This is a genomic window from Rhizobium terrae, from assembly GCF_003425685.1.
Lineage (GTDB): Bacteria > Pseudomonadota > Alphaproteobacteria > Rhizobiales > Rhizobiaceae > Neorhizobium > Neorhizobium terrae.
Genome location: NZ_QJKM01000010.1, coordinates 259,906 through 279,644 on the forward strand (window position 1 = coordinate 259,906; position 19,739 = coordinate 279,644).

General features: G+C 61.8%; 10 protein-coding genes, 1 pseudogene and 1 CRISPR repeat array. Of the genes and pseudogenes, 9 read left to right on the plus strand and 2 right to left on the minus strand.

The genetic code is table 11. The features are described from left to right. Positions 1 to 247 precede the first annotated feature (247 nt). A pseudogene (gene mobQ / locus DMO26_RS20400) lies at positions 248 to 881 on the minus strand (MobQ family relaxase). Positions 882 to 1,063: 182 nt separating this feature from the next. Here mobQ and DMO26_RS20405 point away from each other — a divergent pair. Then, a complete protein-coding gene (locus DMO26_RS20405; RefSeq protein ID WP_117193995.1) occupies positions 1,064 to 1,390 on the plus strand; it encodes a conjugal transfer protein TraD in 327 nt (108 codons plus the stop codon). Position 1,391: 1 nt separating this feature from the next. Further along, positions 1,392 to 1,610 carry a conjugal transfer protein TraD gene (locus DMO26_RS20410; protein WP_117193996.1) on the plus strand — a complete coding sequence of 73 codons (219 nt, stop codon included), beginning with the start codon at positions 1,392 to 1,394 and terminating at the stop codon, positions 1,608 to 1,610. A gap of 27 nt (positions 1,611 to 1,637) precedes the next feature. On the opposite strand, the gene DMO26_RS20415 is transcribed toward DMO26_RS20410, so the two are convergent. Continuing rightward, on the minus strand, positions 1,638 to 3,062 hold the full coding sequence (locus DMO26_RS20415) for an IS701 family transposase (protein ID WP_226951363.1): 1,425 nt from the start codon (positions 3,060 to 3,062) through the stop codon (positions 1,638 to 1,640). Positions 3,063 to 3,733: 671 nt separating this feature from the next. Between DMO26_RS20415 and cas3 the strand changes: the two genes are divergently transcribed. The 7 genes from cas3 to cas2 all read left to right on the plus strand — a co-directional run bounded on the left by cas3 (position 3,734) and on the right by cas2 (position 11,672). Continuing rightward, complete coding sequence (gene cas3, locus DMO26_RS20420; protein ID WP_117193997.1) at positions 3,734 to 5,992, plus strand: CRISPR-associated helicase Cas3'; 2,259 nt, start codon at positions 3,734 to 3,736, stop codon at positions 5,990 to 5,992. 308 nt (positions 5,993 to 6,300) lie between these two features. Further along, positions 6,301 to 6,975 carry a type I-C CRISPR-associated protein Cas5c gene (cas5c, locus tag DMO26_RS20425; protein ID WP_450088445.1) on the plus strand — a complete coding sequence of 225 codons (675 nt, stop codon included), beginning with the start codon at positions 6,301 to 6,303 and terminating at the stop codon, positions 6,973 to 6,975. Further along, positions 6,972 to 8,720: a type I-C CRISPR-associated protein Cas8c/Csd1 gene (gene cas8c, locus DMO26_RS20430; protein WP_117193999.1), complete on the plus strand. Its 1,749-nt coding sequence runs from the start codon at positions 6,972 to 6,974 to the stop codon at positions 8,718 to 8,720. The genes cas5c and cas8c overlap by 4 nt, the downstream gene beginning before the upstream one ends. Next, on the plus strand, positions 8,720 to 9,670 hold the full coding sequence (cas7c, locus tag DMO26_RS20435) for a type I-C CRISPR-associated protein Cas7/Csd2 (protein ID WP_117194000.1): 951 nt from the start codon (positions 8,720 to 8,722) through the stop codon (positions 9,668 to 9,670). Before cas8c ends, cas7c begins: the two co-directional genes overlap by 1 nt. Before the next feature lie 3 nt (positions 9,671 to 9,673). Then, positions 9,674 to 10,342 (plus strand): CRISPR-associated protein Cas4, encoded by a 669-nt coding sequence (gene cas4 / locus DMO26_RS20440; protein ID WP_117194001.1) that lies wholly within the window; start codon positions 9,674 to 9,676, stop codon positions 10,340 to 10,342. Further along, positions 10,339 to 11,373, plus strand: a complete 1,035-nt coding sequence (gene cas1c, locus DMO26_RS20445) for a type I-C CRISPR-associated endonuclease Cas1c (protein ID WP_117194002.1) — start codon at positions 10,339 to 10,341, stop codon at positions 11,371 to 11,373. Before cas4 ends, cas1c begins: the two co-directional genes overlap by 4 nt. A gap of 8 nt (positions 11,374 to 11,381) precedes the next feature. Then, a complete protein-coding gene (cas2, locus tag DMO26_RS20450) occupies positions 11,382 to 11,672 on the plus strand; it encodes a CRISPR-associated endonuclease Cas2 (protein ID WP_117194003.1) in 291 nt (96 codons plus the stop codon). A 205-nt stretch (positions 11,673 to 11,877) separates the two neighbouring features. Then, a CRISPR array of direct repeats spans positions 11,878 to 19,566; the repeat unit is 32 nt; unit sequence GTCGCCTCCCTCGCGGAGGCGTGGGTCGAAAC. Positions 19,567 to 19,739 lie beyond the last annotated feature (173 nt).

Below are 19,739 nucleotides of genomic sequence, written 5' to 3' on the forward strand. Positions count from 1 at the left end.
TGCCTTCGCTCTCCTGTCCATCGGGCGGGCGGTTGACCTCGTTGAACTGCTCGATCCCGTCGCTGTGGCGATGCGCGAACTTCGCCATGTCGCGGCGCGTGAACGTGGATTGCTGATGGGTGATGGCGTCCAGTGCAATGGAGGGGTCGGCAATGATCCGCTCGCCATCGTTTCGGGCAATCTCCCGGTGCAGTTCGGCCCGATCTGCAATGTTGGCGGTGGCCTCTACCCCTTCGCGCTCGATGCGCTACGCCGGTGCGCCGATCTGGCTTTGCGGCTCCAGTTCGATGCCCTGCGCTTCAAAGCTGCGGTGGTCGATGCGGGCATCAATATCGAGTTCGGCAAGGCGCTCATTGGCAAGATCGGCCCAACGCTCCCGCCAGCGCTCGACCATCTCCGTGCGGTTCCAGTCCCGCACTTTTTGGCCGAAACCGTTTTCATTCGCCGCGCGCATGGTGAGCATGACATGGGCATGGGGTTTGGGGCTTCCGTCTTCGGCAAATTCCCAATGCATATTCAGGTCGGCAATCATGCCGTGATCGACAAATTCGGCCTGCACGAAGTCGCGGGCAAGCTCGATCCCCTGCGCCTGCGTCATTTCGCGGGGAAGGCAAACTCCACCTCGCGGGCAAGCTGCGCGTCCTTGCGCACTTCGAACGCTTCGACGTCGTTCCACAGCCGTTCGTGGTCGGACCAGACTTCGGGTGCGCCCTGCAGCAGCATGATCTCGGAATGGAGACGCCCCGCTTGGCGGAAAAGTCATGGCTACGGTCAGTGCGCTCGTCACGCAGCCGCGAGGCCGAGCGGTAGGCGGCGGACGCCACCGCGCTGGAGCGTGCCTTGCGGCCAATGACCTTAACGTGAAGATGATAGATCGCCATCGCGATCCGACCATCAGCACGGAAAAGCGCACGTCGGAACGACGTATAAGCGCGCCCTCCCTCGAAAAAATCTCGGGCGGGACCAACCCGTGCCAGACCGTGCCGGCAACATAGAAGCCTTCGGCAAGACGCTCAACTATCATCGCTGCATCGGCAACAAACTAAGACGATGGAGACTTCACATGCGCAAACCGAGAAACTTTGATGCGGAACTAAAGGCGTTGGAAGACAAGACCAAGGAACTGAAAGCCCGCAAGGTGCGGCAGCTCGGCGAACTTGTCATTGCCACTGGGGCCGATGTGCTCACAGCGGAGGAACTGGCGGGCGCGCTGATCGTGCTTGCCGAGACGAAAGACGCCGGAAAGCGGGAGGCATGGGCCAAGCGCGGGGCGACGTGGTTTCGCAGCAAGCCGCGGCGAACTGCTCCAGCAAATGACGACAACGCTGGCAGCGCTCCGGCGCAACCGGGCGGCACGCAATCGCCATCAAGCGGCATGGGCGCGGCATGACATGCGGGACTGGCAGGTCGAGCGCCGCAGGCGCACACGACATCTGATCGAACTCGGCGGTCTCGTCGTCAAATCCGGCATCGTGGACCTGACCGGCGACGATCGAGGGATGATCTACGGCGCGATGATCTGGATGGCGGACAAGTTGCAGAGCGAGGACGGCGAACGGGCGCGCATGCTGTGGGCGGAAAAGGGGAAGAAGGCGTTCGGGAAGGAGTGAGAGCGCAACCTTCCTAGTTTTACTGCGTCATAAATTTGTGGATTTCAGCGTGGATTGGTCCTGTTGCAGCATGGACATCGTTGAAGGCTTCGACTGAGTTTGACGGTCAAGTGCCTTCGGACTGTGGTGATCGAATTTGGCACGTGTCGCTCGGGTCGGATCGGAGGATCCGCGGGGTCGATAACCTTCGGGAACGAGAGGTTGCGTGCGGTTTTTGGTTTCGGTCGGCGCTGAGGGGGGAATAGCCTCTCTCTGGGAGATGAGGAATCCGTAAGCGGCGATGCAGAGGCTTGCATGATGATGGAAACCTCGCCAGCCTCGCCCTTCGTAATGGCCGAGACCGAGTTCCTGTTTGAGTTCCTGATAGTCGCGCTCGATGCGCCATCGCAGCTTGGCGGTGCTGACGAGCTTTCCGACCGAAGCGTCGACATCGAGAGTGGAGAGCCAGTATTTGAGCGGCTCGGTGTCGCCCTCGGGCCATTCGATCAGCAGCCATTCCTCGGCGCGGGGCTCAGTCAAATTGTAATCCCTGGACGCAGGCCTCACGCGCACGGCGGCGAAGCGGGAGGCAAGGTCAGTGTTCGTGCCTTCCCGCCAGCCAATGGTCTGCCAAGCATCCTGCGGCAGTTCCTGAGCCAACACCTTCACCGATACCGGGCTGTGCTCGGGACTGCGGCGCATCAGCGAAGTTGGTCGCCCATTTCCGCGCCAAGGCTTGGGCGGCAATGGTTCCTCGCCGGGTCGCCAGACACTGAGTGTCGGTTGCACGCCCACGACATAGTCGAGGCCGAGCACCGATAGGCCGGTGCGGAATGCGCCGTCCGCTCCATAGCCGGCGTCGGCCAGCACGACGCTGGGTGCAACTCCGGCCGCTTGGGCGGCGCGGATCTGGTCGAGCGCGATTGCGGGCTTGGTCTGGAACGCGACGCTGTCAGGGACCTTCGCCTTGTGCCGACGCTCGGGATCGGCGGCCCAGATTTCGGGCAGATACAGCCGATATGCAATCGGTAAACTCGCCGCGACGTTGGCGATCGAGAGGCTGACTGCGACCTGGCAGTTGTCCTGCTTGCCGAGCTGGCCGCAATATTGCCGCGCGACCCCGACCGAATGCTTGCCCTTCTTGGGAAATCCGGTGTCGTCCACGATCCACGCCTCAATCGGCCCATGCCGCTCTATCCGCGGAAGCACCTCGTCGCGAACCCGCGCCAGAAGCGCCTCGTCCGACCACGGCGCCTGGCCGACGAAATGCAGGAGCGACTGATGCTTGGACGATACCCGCGCTGGCGCCGTCACAGCTGCCAGAGGCTCGACACTCTTGCGGTCCACCGGCAACATGAGGCCGAGGCAGTAATCATTGAGTGGCTCAGCCCGATCGGCATGGCCGATCACATCGACCAGCCTATGGACATAATCCGCAAAGGCTGCTTCACTTCCCCCGCTAAGGCCATTCATCCTAGCTTTCTCCCGCTGACCACGAATCGTGGACCCTAGCACCTAATGACAAAGCGACAATCCCAGGGTTGTGTGACTCAGTAAGACTAGACCGGTGCGGACGCACGGATGGCAAAACGCCACGGCAACCTTCTCCAATGGCGCAGAAACATTCCGTGGTGTGGATTGAAAATCCGCTTTATCTAGCCCTCCTAATCGGCCGTGTTTGGCAAGACTTTGCATCCATCGTCGGTTTTCCTTCCGGCTGTGATGATATACCAATTCGTTTTCTGCGATACGCTGCCGCCTTCTGACTCCGAGTTCAGATGGGCTGTGCACTCTTCCATGCTCTGCAACGGGGTGTTTGAGGCGCGTTTTTTGCAGCGCTCGAACCGTCGCGGCGCAATCTTCCATTGGACTGATAGGGGCATCGTCATAGGCAATCGAGCGCGATCCGGCCGCTTCGTCGTGACATCGATTTCGTTTCCCGAGGATCGTCGCATCCCCCACAAGAACCGCCTGCTGTCGCCCACGGGGCGCAGGATTACCGCTCATTTTCGGATGACGACCCCCGCTTAACTGCAAGCTTGGCCGTAATGATTGTAAAGTCAGGCACACTTCAAAAGAAGAGAAATAAAGGCGATAGATCAAAAGGCACGACTACTATAGGCATTCGATAGAGGAGAACCGGCATGCGCTATTTTGCTCACTCCGGAAGACAGCCAGACAAAGGCGATTGGCAGCTTCTCGCGGATCATCTTCACGCCGTCGCAGAGCTGGCGGCCAAAATGGCGGCTTCGTTCGGCTTGGAGAAGGCGGCATTTCTTGCCGGCCTGTTTCATGATCTCGGCAAATATACCGCAGCCTTCCAGAAGCGGCTGGATGGCGGCCCTTCACCCGACCATGCGACGGCGGGAGCTGTGATCCTGCCGGAACGCGTCGCCGGGCAGGACAGGATGATCGCCGATCTGATCGCCTATTGCATCGCCGGACATCATGCCGGACTGCCGGACCGGCTGAACGAGACACCGGCCTGCCTCGACCGCCGCATCGAACGATTCAGGGGGGAGCCCAGCGGACTGGAACCGATCTGGGAAAGCGAACTCACCGCCGATATGACGGGCCTCGTGCCCGGCTTCATGTCGCGCATCAGGCCGCCCAATGCGGCATTTCAGTTCTCCGTCATGGTACGGATGATCTTTTCCTGCCTCGTCGACGCCGATTTCAAGGATACGGAAGCCTTTTACCATGCCCTCGACGGCCGGGCGGCAGATCGCGACTGGCCTGCCCTGCAGGATCTGCTGCCGCAATTCATCGCCGCCTTTGATACGCATATGGCCGGAAAGGGCAATGCCGATACCGACCTCAATCGCCTTCGCGGTAAAATTCTGTCGCATGTGCGTACAAAAGCGGCGGACAGGCCTGGGCTCTTTACGCTGACGGTCCCGACCGGCGGCGGCAAGACGCTCTCCTCACTCGCCTTCGCGCTTGATCACGCAAAGGCACATGGGCATTCGCGCATCATCTACGCCATTCCCTTCACATCCATCATCGACCAGACGGCAGAGATATTCCGGAACATCCTGGGCGAAGACAAAGTGCTCGAACATCATTCGGCGATCGACGACAAGAAGCTCGACAACGAGAAAAACTGGGAGAGCCGCGACAAGCTGAAGCTCGCCACGGAAGACTGGGCAGCACCCGTCGTCGTCACCACGAACGTACAACTGTTCGAAAGCCTGTTTGCGGCAAGGACCTCGAAGGCGCGTAAGGTGCACAGCATCGCAAACAGCATCATCATCCTCGACGAGGCGCAGACGATCCCGCGCGATCTGTTGATTCCCTGTGCGCGGATGTTGGACGAACTGGCTCTGAATTATGGCTGCACCATCGTGCTTTGCACGGCGACGCAGCCGGCGCTGGACAAGCGCAACTTCACGGGAGATCACCCGGCCGGGCTAATGCTGGAAGGCCGCGAGCTGGCGCCCGATCCGAAAGGGCTCTCCGATAAGCTGCGCCGCGCCTATATCCGGCTCACAGGAGCCATGAGCAACGACGATCTCATCGCCGCGCTGGCAGCCGAGCCGCAAGCGCTCGTCATCGTCAACAGTCGCAAGCATGCCCTAGAACTTTACCGGCAGGCGAAATCCGCAGATCTTTCAGGGCTCATACATTTGACCACCCGGCAATATGCCGTACATCGACAGGATATTCTCAAGGATGTGCGGGAAAGGCTGAAGGCGGGAAAGCCCTGCCGCGTCATCGCCACCAGCCTGATCGAGGCGGGCGTCGACGTCGATTTCCCGAAGGCCTGGCGGGCCGAGGCCGGGCTCGACCAGATCATCCAGGCGGCCGGCCGTGTGAACCGCGAGGGAAAGCGGCTGATCGAGGAAAGCATCGTCACGGTGTTTTCCGCGCCGGATTATCTGCCACCCTCAGAGATCAGGGGGCTGATCGGGGATATGGAGCGCATGCGCGCGAAAGGCATCGAACTGCAATCGCTGGACGCCATCGAGGACTATTTCGGCGAGGTTTACTGGCGAGCGGGCAAGGGAGGACTCGACCGCAAGAAAATCATCGACGATTTTCGCTTGGGGCGCGGAGGCACGGATTTCGCCTTCCGCAGGGTGGCTGAAAAATTCCATATGATCGAAAGCAGCATGGAGCCTGTGATCATCATTGGGGACGAGGTTGCGCAACAGGCTGTGGATAAACTTTCGATAGAAGAAATCCCATCTGGTGCAATCGCGCGGAAATTGCAGACTTATATCGTGCAGGTGCCACCGAAGGCCCGTGAGCTGCTGATCCGCAACGGCCACGTCGCCTTTGCCCGACCGGATTTGCGGGGGGACCAGTTTGCCGTCTTACAGAACAGGAGCCTGTACGATCGGGAGGTCGGGCTGTTGTGGGAGAATGCCGAGTATCTGGCAGCGGAGAATTCGGTAATTTGAAGTCGCGGTGGCTGAGAATGTGCCTCAGCCACCGCTAAGGCGCTGAAATTGCTGCGCCACATCGTAAAGAGAGTTTCGATCCACACCTCTGCGACGAGGCGACGATCGCGATAAGACGGCTATATTGGTTCGAGGTCTAATTCGATCTCGATCCTAAGGGGGCCAACTTTAATGCGAAGGGCATAACGGCGGCGACGCATGATTGAATCCTTTTCGCGAACAAGAGGATTCATAATCGATTTTTCTTTATCGGTAAAGGCGGTTTGAAATGCTGGCTACTTCGTATAGAGAGAAGCATAAGAAAGGAAGTGCCATTGTCTTTCGGTATCAAGCTGAAGGTCTCAGGCGACTACGCCTGTTTTACGCGGCCAGAGCTCAAAGTGGAGCGTGTTAGCTATGATGTCCTGACACCGTCGGCGGCGCGGGGCATTCTCGAAGCGATCCATTGGAAGCCGGCCATCCGTTGGGTCATCGATGCGATCCATGTGCTTGAACCCATTCGCTTCCAGTCGATCCGCCGCAACGAAGTCGGCGGCAAGGCGCCTGCGGGCAAGATCAAGAGCGCCATGAAACGCGGCGATCTGGAAGACCTGCAATTGCTTGTCGACGAAGACCGACAGCAGCGCGCTTCGACCGTGCTCGTCAAACCGGCCTATGTCATCGAGGCGCATTTCGAGATCACGGACAAGGCCGGTCCCGACGACAGCGAAGGCAAACACCTCGACATCTTCAACCGGCGTGCCGCGCGAGGCCAATGCTTTCATCAGCCCTGCCTCGGCACGCGGGAATTCGCGGCGCATTTCGAGCTTCTCGATCCCGACACCCCTCTGCCCGAGGCCATCGGCGAGACACGCGACCTCGGCCTGATGCTCTGGGATATCGATCATGAAGCCAAAGGCCGGCCATCGCTGTTTTTCCGTGCCAGGATGGAAAACGGCATCGTGAAAGTGCCGTCGCCAAGCTCGAAGGAAATACTCGGATGAGCATCCTCGCTTCGCTGGTGAAGGCCTATGACCGCCTGCCGGACGCCCCGCCCTTTGGTTATTCGATGGAGAAGATCGGGTTTCTGATCTCGCTGAACGAGGACGGCTGCGTCGCCCATGTCATCGACCTGCGCGATGGCGAAGGCAAGAAGAAGCAGCCGAGGATGATGCTGGTGCCGCTGCCGGTCAAGCGGACCGCCGGCATCGCGCCAAACTTCCTGTGGGACAAGACCTCCTACGTGCTCGGCGTGACGGCAGGCGAAGGCAAACGGACAGCCGACGAGCATGCCGCCTTCGTCAAAAGGCATGTCGAAGCACTCGAAGGTACGAACGATGAGGGGCTGCAGGCGTTTCTTCTTTTCCTCAAGAATTGGTCTCCAGAACGATTTTCAACCCCGACATGGCCGGAGGAAATGAAAGACCAAAATGTGGTCTTTGCTCTGGAAAGGGAGCGCCGAGACCGTTTTCTGCATGAGCGAGATGCGGCAAAGACACTTTGGGAAAGGCTTTCAGCAAAGGATGACAAGTCCTCGGAAGTGTGCCTCGTCACTGGTGAACTTGGGCCGGTTGCGCGGCTCCATCCTTCGATCAAAGGGGTCTGGGGTGCCCAGTCGTCAGGGGCAGCCCTTGTCTCGTTCAACCTTGATGCGTTCACATCCTATGGCCACGAACAAGGTGACAATGCACCGGTTTCAGAAGTCGCCGCGGCCAAATACACCACGGCTCTCAATCGCTTCCTCGATCGTGACAGCGGCCACCGCGTGCAGATCGGCGATACGTCCACGGTTTTTTGGGCGGATGCGTCGAATGAGGACGCCAACGCCTTGGCGGAGAACTACTTCGCCGCCTATGTGGATGCTACCACGGACGACGCAGCAGAAACCAAGAAGATTGCTGTCCAGCTCGAACGGATCCGCAATGGCGACGCTCTGAGCGAAGTCGAGCCGAAACTGGCGGAAGGTGTCGATTTCTATGTCCTCGGTTTGGCTCCCAACGCTGCGCGGCTTTCGATCCGTTTCTTCTTTGAAGGCAATTTCGGCACTTTGACGGAACGTTACCAGTGTTTCGTCAAGGAAATGCGTGTCGAACCGCCTCCTCGCGACGGCTATCCGCCGCTTTGGCGTTACCTGATCGAGCTCGCCGTGCTTGGCAAACGCGAGAACGTCCCGCCCAATCTCGCCGGCGATTGGATGCGCTCGATTCTCTCAGGCACGAATTATCCGCTGACGCTTCTGTCCACCACGCTGATGCGCATCCGCGCCGACGGTGAGGTGAACGCGTTGCGCGTCGGCATCCTCAAGGCCGTTTTGATGCGAAACTATAAGATGGAGGTTCCCGTGGCGCTGGACCCGGAGGAAAGAAACAAGGGCTATCTGTTGGGCCGGCTTTTTGCCGCCTACGAGGAAATGCAGCGCGCCGCGCTTGGCAACAATGTCAATGCGACGATCAAGGACAAGTTCTACGCCTCCGCATCCGCCACGCCGCGCAAGGTCTTCTCGATGCTCGATAGCGGCTCGGCGAACCATCTGTCCAAGATTGGAAAGCAAAACAAGGGAAGGCAGGTCAATCTCGTCCGCCTGCAGGAGGAAATCATGGACCTGATGGAGCCCGGGGAAAATCCCTACCCCTCGTCCTTCTCGGCAAATGAGCAGGCCCTTTTCGGCCTTGGCTACCATCACCAGCACAGCGAATTTTTCAAATCACGCAAGAGTACCGACACGGCTGAATCCGGGGAGAACGCCTGATGACCATGCTTGCCAACCGTTATGATTTCGTCCTAATTTTCGACGTCACCAATGGCAATCCGAACGGCGACCCGGATGCCGGCAACCTACCTCGCCTCGACCCGGAGACCAACCACGGTCTGGTTTCTGACGTCAGCCTGAAACGCAAGATCCGCAACTATGTGGAACTGGCACGGGAGGGACAGGAAGGGTACCACATCTACGTACAGGAAGGCGCGATCCTGAACGAGAAGCACCGCTTGGCGTACAAGGCGCTGCGTCCGGACGATCCGAAGGTGGAAAAGGACAAATCCCTCAACCCGAAGGACGATGCCGAAGCGATCAAGCTTCGTGACTTCATGTGCAGGAATTTCTTCGATGTGCGCACTTTCGGCGCCGTCATGTCGACCGGCATCAATGCCGGTCAGGTCAAGGGGCCGGTGCAGCTTACCTTTGCGAGTTCTGTCGAGCCGATCGTTCCAGTGGAAATCTCCATCACGCGCATGGCTGCTACCAACGAGGCGGAGAAGAAACAGAAGGCGGAAGGCAGCGACACGAGCGAGCGCACCGACAATCGAACGATGGGGCGGAAGCATATCGTCCCCTACGGCCTTTATGTCGCGCATGGCTTCATTTCTGCCAAGTTTGCGGAAAGGACCGGCTTTTCCGACGCTGATCTCAGCCTTCTCTTCGAGGCTCTGACGACCATGTTCGAACATGATCGTTCGGCTGCCCGCGGAGAGATGACCAGCCGCAAGCTGATCGTCTTCAAGCACGAAAACGCGCTCGGTAACGCGCCGGCGGGTAAGTTGTTCGATCTTGTCAGGATCGGACGCAGTATCGATGGCGAATTCCGCAAGATCGATGAACGGCTGGATAATTTCCCGCCGGCACGCAGGTTCGCAGATTACGTCGTCACCGTCGACCGGGAGAACCTCCCCGCCGGCGTCGAGATCATCGAGAAGCTTTGAGCCATGGCGGAAGCGACGGAGGGCAGCGGCAGCGAAACGGAGCCGATCCCTCTCTCGGCGCTCCAGCATGCCGTTTATTGTCTTCGCCAGGCGGCGCTGATCCACCTCGAACGCGTCTGGGCCGAGAACCGGTTCACGGCGGAGGGACAGGTGCTGCACCAAGTTGCCGACAAGGGCGGGTCGCGCAAAACAAGAGGCGTGCGGCGCGTCATGGCGCTGCCTCTGGCTTCGAAGCGGTTGAATATCACTGGCATTGTGGACCTAGTCGAGTTCCAGCCGGGCGAAGACGGCGAAGTGGCCTATCCCGTGGAATACAAGCGCGGCAAGGCCAAACTCCACCGGGCGGACGAGGTTCAACTCTGCGCCCAGGCCCTTTGTCTCGAAGAGATGACGGGACGTCCGGTGCCGGAAGGCGCCCTCTTTTATGCCGAAACGAAACGTCGTCTCACCGTGCCCTTCGATGACGAACTGCGCCGTATGACGGAGGAGATCGTGGCCGCGCTGGCCGAAGTCTTCGCAAGCGGCGTGACCCCGCCGCCGACCGTGCGGAAGGAACGCTGCCGCGCCTGCTCGCTGATCGAGCTTTGCCGTCCGGATGCGATTGGAAGGCCCGTCAAGGCCTGGCGCAGCCGCATGGTGAAACGGCTCTTGGCGGATGATGTCTCACCATGAAGAAGCTCCTCAACACGCTCTACGTGACCACCGAAAATGCTTCTCTGCGCAAAGACGGCGAAAACCTCGTGGCCGAGGTCGAGGGCATCGAGCGCGCCCGCGTGCCATTGCATATGCTGGCCTCGGTTGCGCTGTTCGGCGCCATCTTCATCTCCCCGGCGCTGATAGCCGCCTGTGCCTCCGCAGGCATCACGCTCGTGCTGCTTGACCGCAACGGCCGCTTCCAGGCGCGGATAGAGGGACCGGTCACCGGTAATGTGCTTCTGCGCCGCGCGCAATACCGCGCCTCCGACAGGCCGGAGGAAATCGTCCGTTCCATCGTGATTGGCAAGGTGGCAAACCAACGCTCAGTTTTGATGCGCTCGCTGCGCGATTACGGCGAGGACTATTCCGAAGCAGATCGCACCGCAATCACTTTCGTGGCCGGTCGTCTGGCCCGCATCATGCGCCGCGCCGAATTGTCAGACGAGACGCTGGACGCCTTGCGAGGCTCGGAAGGCGAAGCTGCCAATCTCTATTTCTCCGTCTTCGATCATCTTATCCGCTCGCCGGATGAGGAGATGCGCTGGAAGGGCCGTTCGCGCCGACCGCCGCTCGATCCCGTCAATGCACTGCTTTCCTTCCTCTATACGCTGCTGACCCACGATTGTCGCAGTGCCTGCGAAAGCGTCGGGCTCGATCCTGCAGTGGGTTTCCTTCATCGTGACCGGCCGGGCCGACCGTCCCTGGCGCTCGACCTGATGGAGGAGATGCGCCCGATCCTCGCCGACCGCCTGGCGCTCTCCCTCATCAACCGGCGGCAGCTGCGCGCCAGGGATTTCGAGATTCGCGAGGGCGGCGCGGTCATGATGTCCGATGAGGCACGCAAAGCAGTTTTGACGGCCTGGCAGGAACGCAAGAAGGACGAGCGGCTGCATCCCTTCCTAGAAGATAAGGCTCCGCTCGGCCTCACACCTTACCTGCAGGCGCAGATGCTCGCCCGCCACCTGCGCGGCGATCTCGATGCCTATCCGCCCTGGCTCTGGAAATAGGACAACCAATGCTGGTTCTCGTCACCTACGACGTCAACACGACCGAAGCGAATGGCGCTGCCCGTCTGCGCGCGGTGGCGAAGGCCTGCCGCGACTACGGTCAGCGCGTGCAGTTCTCCGTCTTCGAGATCGAAGTTGATCCGGCTCAATGGACGAAGCTCAAGGCGCGGCTCGAAGGCATCATCAAGCCGGAATTCGACAGCCTCCGTTATTATTATCTCGGCTCCAACTGGCAGCGAAAAGTCGAGCACGTCGGCGCCAAACCAGCCACCGACCTCGGTGGTACGCTGATCGTCTGATACATTGACGCTGCTTGCCGTGAATCGGTGCGAACCATAAGCGTGCCTCAAAAGACCGGCAGGTTCGCACCGGGTTCAGCTTTTTGAAATCGTGCAGAATTTTATCGGATAAAGCCGGCCCATGCGGGTTGAAGCTAAGGAGGCGTCCCACATGCGCGAAATCTCCCAGCTTTCCTGTTTCCTGGCAATCAGTTAGACAAAGGAGGTCGCCTCCCTCGCGGAGGCGTGGGTCGAAACCTGTTAAGGTTGCGGTGCTGACCGGCGCGGCAACGGTCGCCTCCCTCGCGGAGGCGTGGGTCGAAACAACTGGGTAGCGTGGATTGTCGCTGATAAGCTGAGGTCGCCTCCCTCGCGGAGGCGTGGGTCGAAACTCTTTCCATTCCCCGGCATCGCCGCCGCCTCGCCCGTCGCCTCCCTCGCGGAGGCGTGGGTCGAAACCTTTGTAGTGACTTGTTGAGGGTTCCTTTTTCGAGGTCGCCTCCCTCGCGGAGGCGTGGGTCGAAACCTGATTGGACTGGCGCAGCGCCGTCTCCAGGTCGGTCGCCTCCCTCGCGGAGGCGTGGGTCGAAACTCGTAACCATGTTAGGACTCTAGTTGCCTTCGCGTCGCCTCCCTCGCGGAGGCGTGGGTCGAAACTCCAGAGTTTCGTAGCTCAGCGTGGTTGAGTAGCCGGTCGCCTCCCTCGCGGAGGCGTGGGTCGAAACATAGGCCCGCTTGTTGATCCACGAGGCTGCGAGGGGTCGCCTCCCTCGCGGAGGCGTGGGTCGAAACACTCTACGAGGAAATTCTTGCCTCGATGCCCGACGGTCGCCTCCCTCGCGGAGGCGTGGGTCGAAACACCAACGGAGAGTAACACCATGACCGTCTCTCTCAGGTCGCCTCCCTCGCGGAGGCGTGGGTCGAAACATCGAATTGGTGCTAGTGACCAAAGGCGACCTTGGTCGCCTCCCTCGCGGAGGCGTGGGTCGAAACCGGGGTGAACAGCGCGGCTCGGGCGGAATACCAGACGTCGCCTCCCTCGCGGAGGCGTGGGTCGAAACACCGGTTACATCCGAGATATCGTCCAGGGGACGGAAGTCGCCTCCCTCGCGGAGGCGTGGGTCGAAACAGTTTCCAGGAAGCCGAGTTCTCGCTTCCAGGCGGTCGCCTCCCTCGCGGAGGCGTGGGTCGAAACGGTTTAAAGGGCACAAGCTCCGGCAGGACGCTGGGTCGCCTCCCTCGCGGAGGCGTGGGTCGAAACCACGAATTTGCCGAGCTTGCCTTGCGTCTCGGTGTCGCCTCCCTCGCGGAGGCGTGGGTCGAAACCGTGTTGTCCTTCTGGCTTAGGCTACCGCCGTGACGTCGCCTCCCTCGCGGAGGCGTGGGTCGAAACAACGAATTCGACAAGAACGTTGTCCTCTTCCGAGAGTCGCCTCCCTCGCGGAGGCGTGGGTCGAAACAAGTCGGCGTCAATGAATAGGTAGCCCTCGGGTGTCGCCTCCCTCGCGGAGGCGTGGGTCGAAACCGTCTTTCGACATGGATGATCTCGGCGTGAACCTGTCGCCTCCCTCGCGGAGGCGTGGGTCGAAACAACCATCTACTATGAGTATTATATTACTCTGTCCTGTCGCCTCCCTCGCGGAGGCGTGGGTCGAAACATGTCATCGTCCCATAGCTGCTGCCCCCGAAGGTGTCGCCTCCCTCGCGGAGGCGTGGGTCGAAACTGATCCCTCTCCATTCCCTTGGTCATCTGATCATAGTCGCCTCCCTCGCGGAGGCGTGGGTCGAAACATCTGCGATTCGCCGGGGGGTGAAGTCTCCGGGTGTCGCCTCCCTCGCGGAGGCGTGGGTCGAAACTCTTCAATAGCCTTGCGTATCCATTTGTTCAAAGAGTCGCCTCCCTCGCGGAGGCGTGGGTCGAAACTTGATGTAGGGCACGCCGAGCCTAGCTGCCGCGACGTCGCCTCCCTCGCGGAGGCGTGGGTCGAAACAGATACCCGGTCTGCTGGGTGGTGTTGCGGCGGGCGTCGCCTCCCTCGCGGAGGCGTGGGTCGAAACGTCAGATGGCTGAGCTTGTCGCATCGTATGAAGCTGTCGCCTCCCTCGCGGAGGCGTGGGTCGAAACATCACTCCCCTCCCTTGTCTCGCTGTTGGGTGGGGTCGCCTCCCTCGCGGAGGCGTGGGTCGAAACTACGTCAATGCGATCCGGAACGCTGCAATATCTGCGTCGCCTCCCTCGCGGAGGCGTGGGTCGAAACATCTGCATTTCCATCTCTTCCGGAGATGGCTTGTGTCGCCTCCCTCGCGGAGGCGTGGGTCGAAACGGTTGTCTCGGCGGTGAGACCCTTGGCCTTGGCAACGTCGCCTCCCTCGCGGAGGCGTGGGTCGAAACTGCCGCCGAGCGGTGGAGACGCCCTGTGCCTGGGTCGCCTCCCTCGCGGAGGCGTGGGTCGAAACGTCGCGCTGGTGGTAAGGCGGCGTCGAAGGCGGCAGTCGCCTCCCTCGCGGAGGCGTGGGTCGAAACACGCCGGAAGAAAAAGCCTTCGTCGAACGCGTCGTCGCCTCCCTCGCGGAGGCGTGGGTCGAAACATGGAGCACCTCGCACAACGTCGACGGCCGCAGCGTCGCCTCCCTCGCGGAGGCGTGGGTCGAAACGTCCAGCAGAACTACCGCCTTCAAGGCCGCACGTGTCGCCTCCCTCGCGGAGGCGTGGGTCGAAACAGCGCGATCGCGCTGACGGTCGCCAGAAACCCGGTCGCCTCCCTCGCGGAGGCGTGGGTCGAAACAGCACAAACGTCATGTCATCATGTGCGTTCAGGAGGTCGCCTCCCTCGCGGAGGCGTGGGTCGAAACTCGTCGAAGCTCGTCATCACGAAGCGGCCTGACGGGTCGCCTCCCTCGCGGAGGCGTGGGTCGAAACACGCCGCCACCTGCTGCACGGCCAGGTGGCTGCAAGTCGCCTCCCTCGCGGAGGCGTGGGTCGAAACATTGATGGGTAGTCCACCCATAACCCACGCTTCGGGTCGCCTCCCTCGCGGAGGCGTGGGTCGAAACCGAACTTGAGCGGCCGGTGCGGATCGTCCGCGAGAGTCGCCTCCCTCGCGGAGGCGTGGGTCGAAACAGGCAGGCGGTCCTGAGAAGCGCGAAAACGGCTGTCGTGTCGCCTCCCTCGCGGAGGCGTGGGTCGAAACCCTGATCGTCGCGGATGATGCCGATACCGCGTCGTCGCCTCCCTCGCGGAGGCGTGGGTCGAAACCGCTCGGCGTGGGGTCGCTGCTGTACCGCATCGGTCGCCTCCCTCGCGGAGGCGTGGGTCGAAACCTCACAACGAATGGGCAAAGCGCATGGGACTCGGTCGCCTCCCTCGCGGAGGCGTGGGTCGAAACGCTCATAGGTGCTCCATATAGGTCGCTTTTTGGGGTCGCCTCCCTCGCGGAGGCGTGGGTCGAAACACCAACGATGACGAAATTATTGGCGTCATCTTTCAGGTCGCCTCCCTCGCGGAGGCGTGGGTCGAAACCCGATGGCGCTTGATCCGGCAGTCGAGGCCGCTCTGTCGCCTCCCTCGCGGAGGCGTGGGTCGAAACCTGCAGGTCACCGATCCGGATATCGCGCAATACTTGTCGCCTCCCTCGCGGAGGCGTGGGTCGAAACGATCTCATCACGGCGAAACCGCGTGACCGCCGCCGTCGCCTCCCTCGCGGAGGCGTGGGTCGAAACGTCACCCTATTACCGTATGGGTTAAGAGTGGCATCGGTCGCCTCCCTCGCGGAGGCGTGGGTCGAAACAACAACATCAACAACTACGGCGGTCAACCGTGGAGTCGCCTCCCTCGCGGAGGCGTGGGTCGAAACTCATCGTGGCTCCGCTCAACGTGGCCGAAAACACGTCGCCTCCCTCGCGGAGGCGTGGGTCGAAACCCGATCCCAGCTTGAGACGCAGGAACGCCGCCTCGGTCGCCTCCCTCGCGGAGGCGTGGGTCGAAACTTCAACATGGGCGCGGTGCGTCAGCCGATGAAGGAGTCGCCTCCCTCGCGGAGGCGTGGGTCGAAACGCGACATCGGCTTCGCCCTCGACGGCCGGGAACTGTCGCCTCCCTCGCGGAGGCGTGGGTCGAAACACCGACGTTGCGAGCTGGGAGACCTACGCGACGGAGTCGCCTCCCTCGCGGAGGCGTGGGTCGAAACGTATATTTGCGACCGAGAAGATACTTGCTCACGAAGTCGCCTCCCTCGCGGAGGCGTGGGTCGAAACGTCAAAGCCGGGGCCGTTCGGGTCCTGCGTCGGGTCGTCGCCTCCCTCGCGGAGGCGTGGGTCGAAACCCACTATCGACGGCACCGTCGCGTCAGCAGCAGCACGTCGCCTCCCTCGCGGAGGCGTGGGTCGAAACATACATGCTGTCGATCCTGTACATGCAGGTCTCCGTCGCCTCCCTCGCGGAGGCGTGGGTCGAAACATGCTGTGGGAAAGCACGGGCGCCGGGCTTTATGCGTCGCCTCCCTCGCGGAGGCGTGGGTCGAAACTCGAGTCGATCGGTGGGCGTGTAAAGGTGATCGAAGGTCGCCTCCCTCGCGGAGGCGTGGGTCGAAACTCCAAATTCTGGAAAGGCAACGCGAGTTGCGCAACGTCGCCTCCCTCGCGGAGGCGTGGGTCGAAACTTGATAAGGCGGGCCCAGGCTGGCCAAAGGTGTCGTCGCCTCCCTCGCGGAGGCGTGGGTCGAAACAACGCCGAAGCGCTGGACCGCATCGACTTCGACGAGTCGCCTCCCTCGCGGAGGCGTGGGTCGAAACACCAAGCGCGATGCGGATGAATTCGACATCGGCTGTCGCCTCCCTCGCGGAGGCGTGGGTCGAAACCATGAACCCATGAACGTCTTCATAGACGATCGAGGTCGCCTCCCTCGCGGAGGCGTGGGTCGAAACTTGACGTAGGGGACGCCGAGCCTAGCTGCAGCGGTCGCCTCCCTCGCGGAGGCGTGGGTCGAAACCAGGCAGCATTGGCTGGTCCAGCCGCGGCAGGGTGTCGCCTCCCTCGCGGAGGCGTGGGTCGAAACTTCAACTTCAACGCGTCGGTCATGAAGTCTGGGCTCGTCGCCTCCCTCGCGGAGGCGTGGGTCGAAACTTCGCCGAACCACAGGGCGGTGGGGTCGTGCCTGCGTCGCCTCCCTCGCGGAGGCGTGGGTCGAAACCCTTCACCCGCTCCAGCAACTTCAATAACTTAGAGTCGCCTCCCTCGCGGAGGCGTGGGTCGAAACTTCGTCAGTTGAGGGCCGACGATGGCCCATTCTTGTCGCCTCCCTCGCGGAGGCGTGGGTCGAAACGTTTTCGAGCTGCATAACGACGCTGCGCACGAGGAGGTCGCCTCCCTCGCGGAGGCGTGGGTCGAAACTTTTCCACGTAGCCCCAATAAGGCAAGAGGAGCGTCGCCTCCCTCGCGGAGGCGTGGGTCGAAACCGCCTCATCGTCCCCGGTGTGAATGAATTGCATATCGTCGCCTCCCTCGCGGAGGCGTGGGTCGAAACATCTCCTCGGGCGTCATTTCGTTGAGCGCATCCCGTCGCCTCCCTCGCGGAGGCGTGGGTCGAAACCGTCAACTTCCGCTCGGTCGTCTCAAGTTGAGACGTCGCCTCCCTCGCGGAGGCGTGGGTCGAAACTTCAGGATAGCCGGAACCTCACCCGGCCGGAGCCGTCGCCTCCCTCGCGGAGGCGTGGGTCGAAACCTCGCCAAGCTCCCGGAAGAAAAGCCCGCCCAGGGTCGCCTCCCTCGCGGAGGCGTGGGTCGAAACTCAAAATGAGTGTGGCCGCTTTAAGCCTGATGAGGTCGCCTCCCTCGCGGAGGCGTGGGTCGAAACGATGATTGGGGCATGATCCGCAATGCAGACGGTAGTCGCCTCCCTCGCGGAGGCGTGGGTCGAAACGATGATTGGGGCATGATCCGCAATGCAGACGGTAGTCGCCTCCCTCGCGGAGGCGTGGGTCGAAACAACATATCCGTCCGGTCTGATAGCTGGGGCTGCGTCGCCTCCCTCGCGGAGGCGTGGGTCGAAACCCCGAGACCGGCGGCGCGGCGAACCATGCGGGTCGTCGCCTCCCTCGCGGAGGCGTGGGTCGAAACTGTTGTACGAAGGCCAGCGGGTCCAGAAGGTCGTGTCGCCTCCCTCGCGGAGGCGTGGGTCGAAACCTGCTTCGTTTCCTTGCCGGTCGCATTCGGCTTCGGTCGCCTCCCTCGCGGAGGCGTGGGTCGAAACAAGGCCATCTCGATATACTTGTAGCCCGTTGCCCAGTCGCCTCCCTCGCGGAGGCGTGGGTCGAAACATCTTGACGGACCGGATGCGGCAACCGCTCACGCGTCGCCTCCCTCGCGGAGGCGTGGGTCGAAACAGCCGGGGTAGTTCCAAGCGATTGGCAGATTAGGGTCGCCTCCCTCGCGGAGGCGTGGGTCGAAACAGGAAACAAGTCTTGCGACAGGTCAGCATTCCTTGTCGCCTCCCTCGCGGAGGCGTGGGTCGAAACCGGGGTTATTGCGATCGATTGCCAGAATTTCGCCGGGGTCGCCTCCCTCGCGGAGGCGTGGGTCGAAACAACAAGCCGCCTACCGGCCAGCACACAGTGCTAGGTCGCCTCCCTCGCGGAGGCGTGGGTCGAAACATCTCGCCGCGCACCGAGTTGTCCACGAACAGGACGTCGCCTCCCTCGCGGAGGCGTGGGTCGAAACGTCGATTCCATCACCGACTCGCTGAAAAAGCTGGTGTCGCCTCCCTCGCGGAGGCGTGGGTCGAAACCTTTCCTAGCTGCCGGTTGATTTCAAAACCGGATGGTCGCCTCCCTCGCGGAGGCGTGGGTCGAAACTTTCGTCCCGCTGCAGGAAGGTCTCATCACTGGTGTCGCCTCCCTCGCGGAGGCGTGGGTCGAAACTTTTCGATGATCCTCATTCTGCCGGTCCCTCCGATGTCGCCTCCCTCGCGGAGGCGTGGGTCGAAACGTCATAAACGAGCATGTCCCATATCCAAAGCCGGCCGTCGCCTCCCTCGCGGAGGCGTGGGTCGAAACAACCAAAGCTGATCGAGCGGGATGCGCCGCGCCAGTCGCCTCCCTCGCGGAGGCGTGGGTCGAAACGCTGCACCCGCCGCCATCCGTCCGCAGCAGATAGGTCGCCTCCCTCGCGGAGGCGTGGGTCGAAACGCGGTGATGGTTGAGATGGGCTCGCGAAGATCTGGTCGCCTCCCTCGCGGAGGCGTGGGTCGAAACCTCATGGTCGGTAGTGCAGAGCGGCCACGCATTGGTCGCCTCCCTCGCGGAGGCGTGGGTCGAAACGTTTTTGAAGAACGGGGCCGACCGGATGATACGGTCGCCTCCCTCGCGGAGGCGTGGGTCGAAACCAACGGTCATGACCGTAGACACCGGCTGACAGAGGTCGCCTCCCTCGCGGAGGCGTGGGTCGAAACCCACGATCTTGGCAGGCTGGGAGCAGGTGGATTGCGTCGCCTCCCTCGCGGAGGCGTGGGTCGAAACAATATGGCTCGCGCTCAGATTTCAGCACTCGAAGCGTCGCCTCCCTCGCGGAGGCGTGGGTCGAAACGTTTTCGATCCATCCCATGCTGAATGCGCTGAGGGCGTGAGTCGCCTCCCTCGCGGAGGCGTGGGTCGAAACTTCTTCGAGGTGCGGATACGGTTGCCGAGGTCGTGTCGCCTCCCTCGCGGAGGCGTGGGTCGAAACTTAGCGGTAACGGCCTTGACATCGATCCACTGAGGTCGCCTCCCTCGCGGAGGCGTGGGTCGAAACACCGAAACGCGCGTTGTCGACGACGAACGGAAGGGTCGCCTCCCTCGCGGAGGCGTGGGTCGAAACTTGAACTTGTAGTGCATCCGAGAGAGTACGCCGAGTCGCCTCCCTCGCGGAGGCGTGGGTCGAAACGCCCAAGAGCCGCCAGGACGCGCCCACGGCGGCGTCGCCTCCCTCGCGTGCGGATTCCGACGTGAAGCCGGCCGCCATTCCGATCAAAGACCGGCCACCATTCCGATTTGAAGCCGGCCACCGTTCCGATCAAAGACCGGCCAGTTTTCGGCACTGAACATTACCTCCTGGGT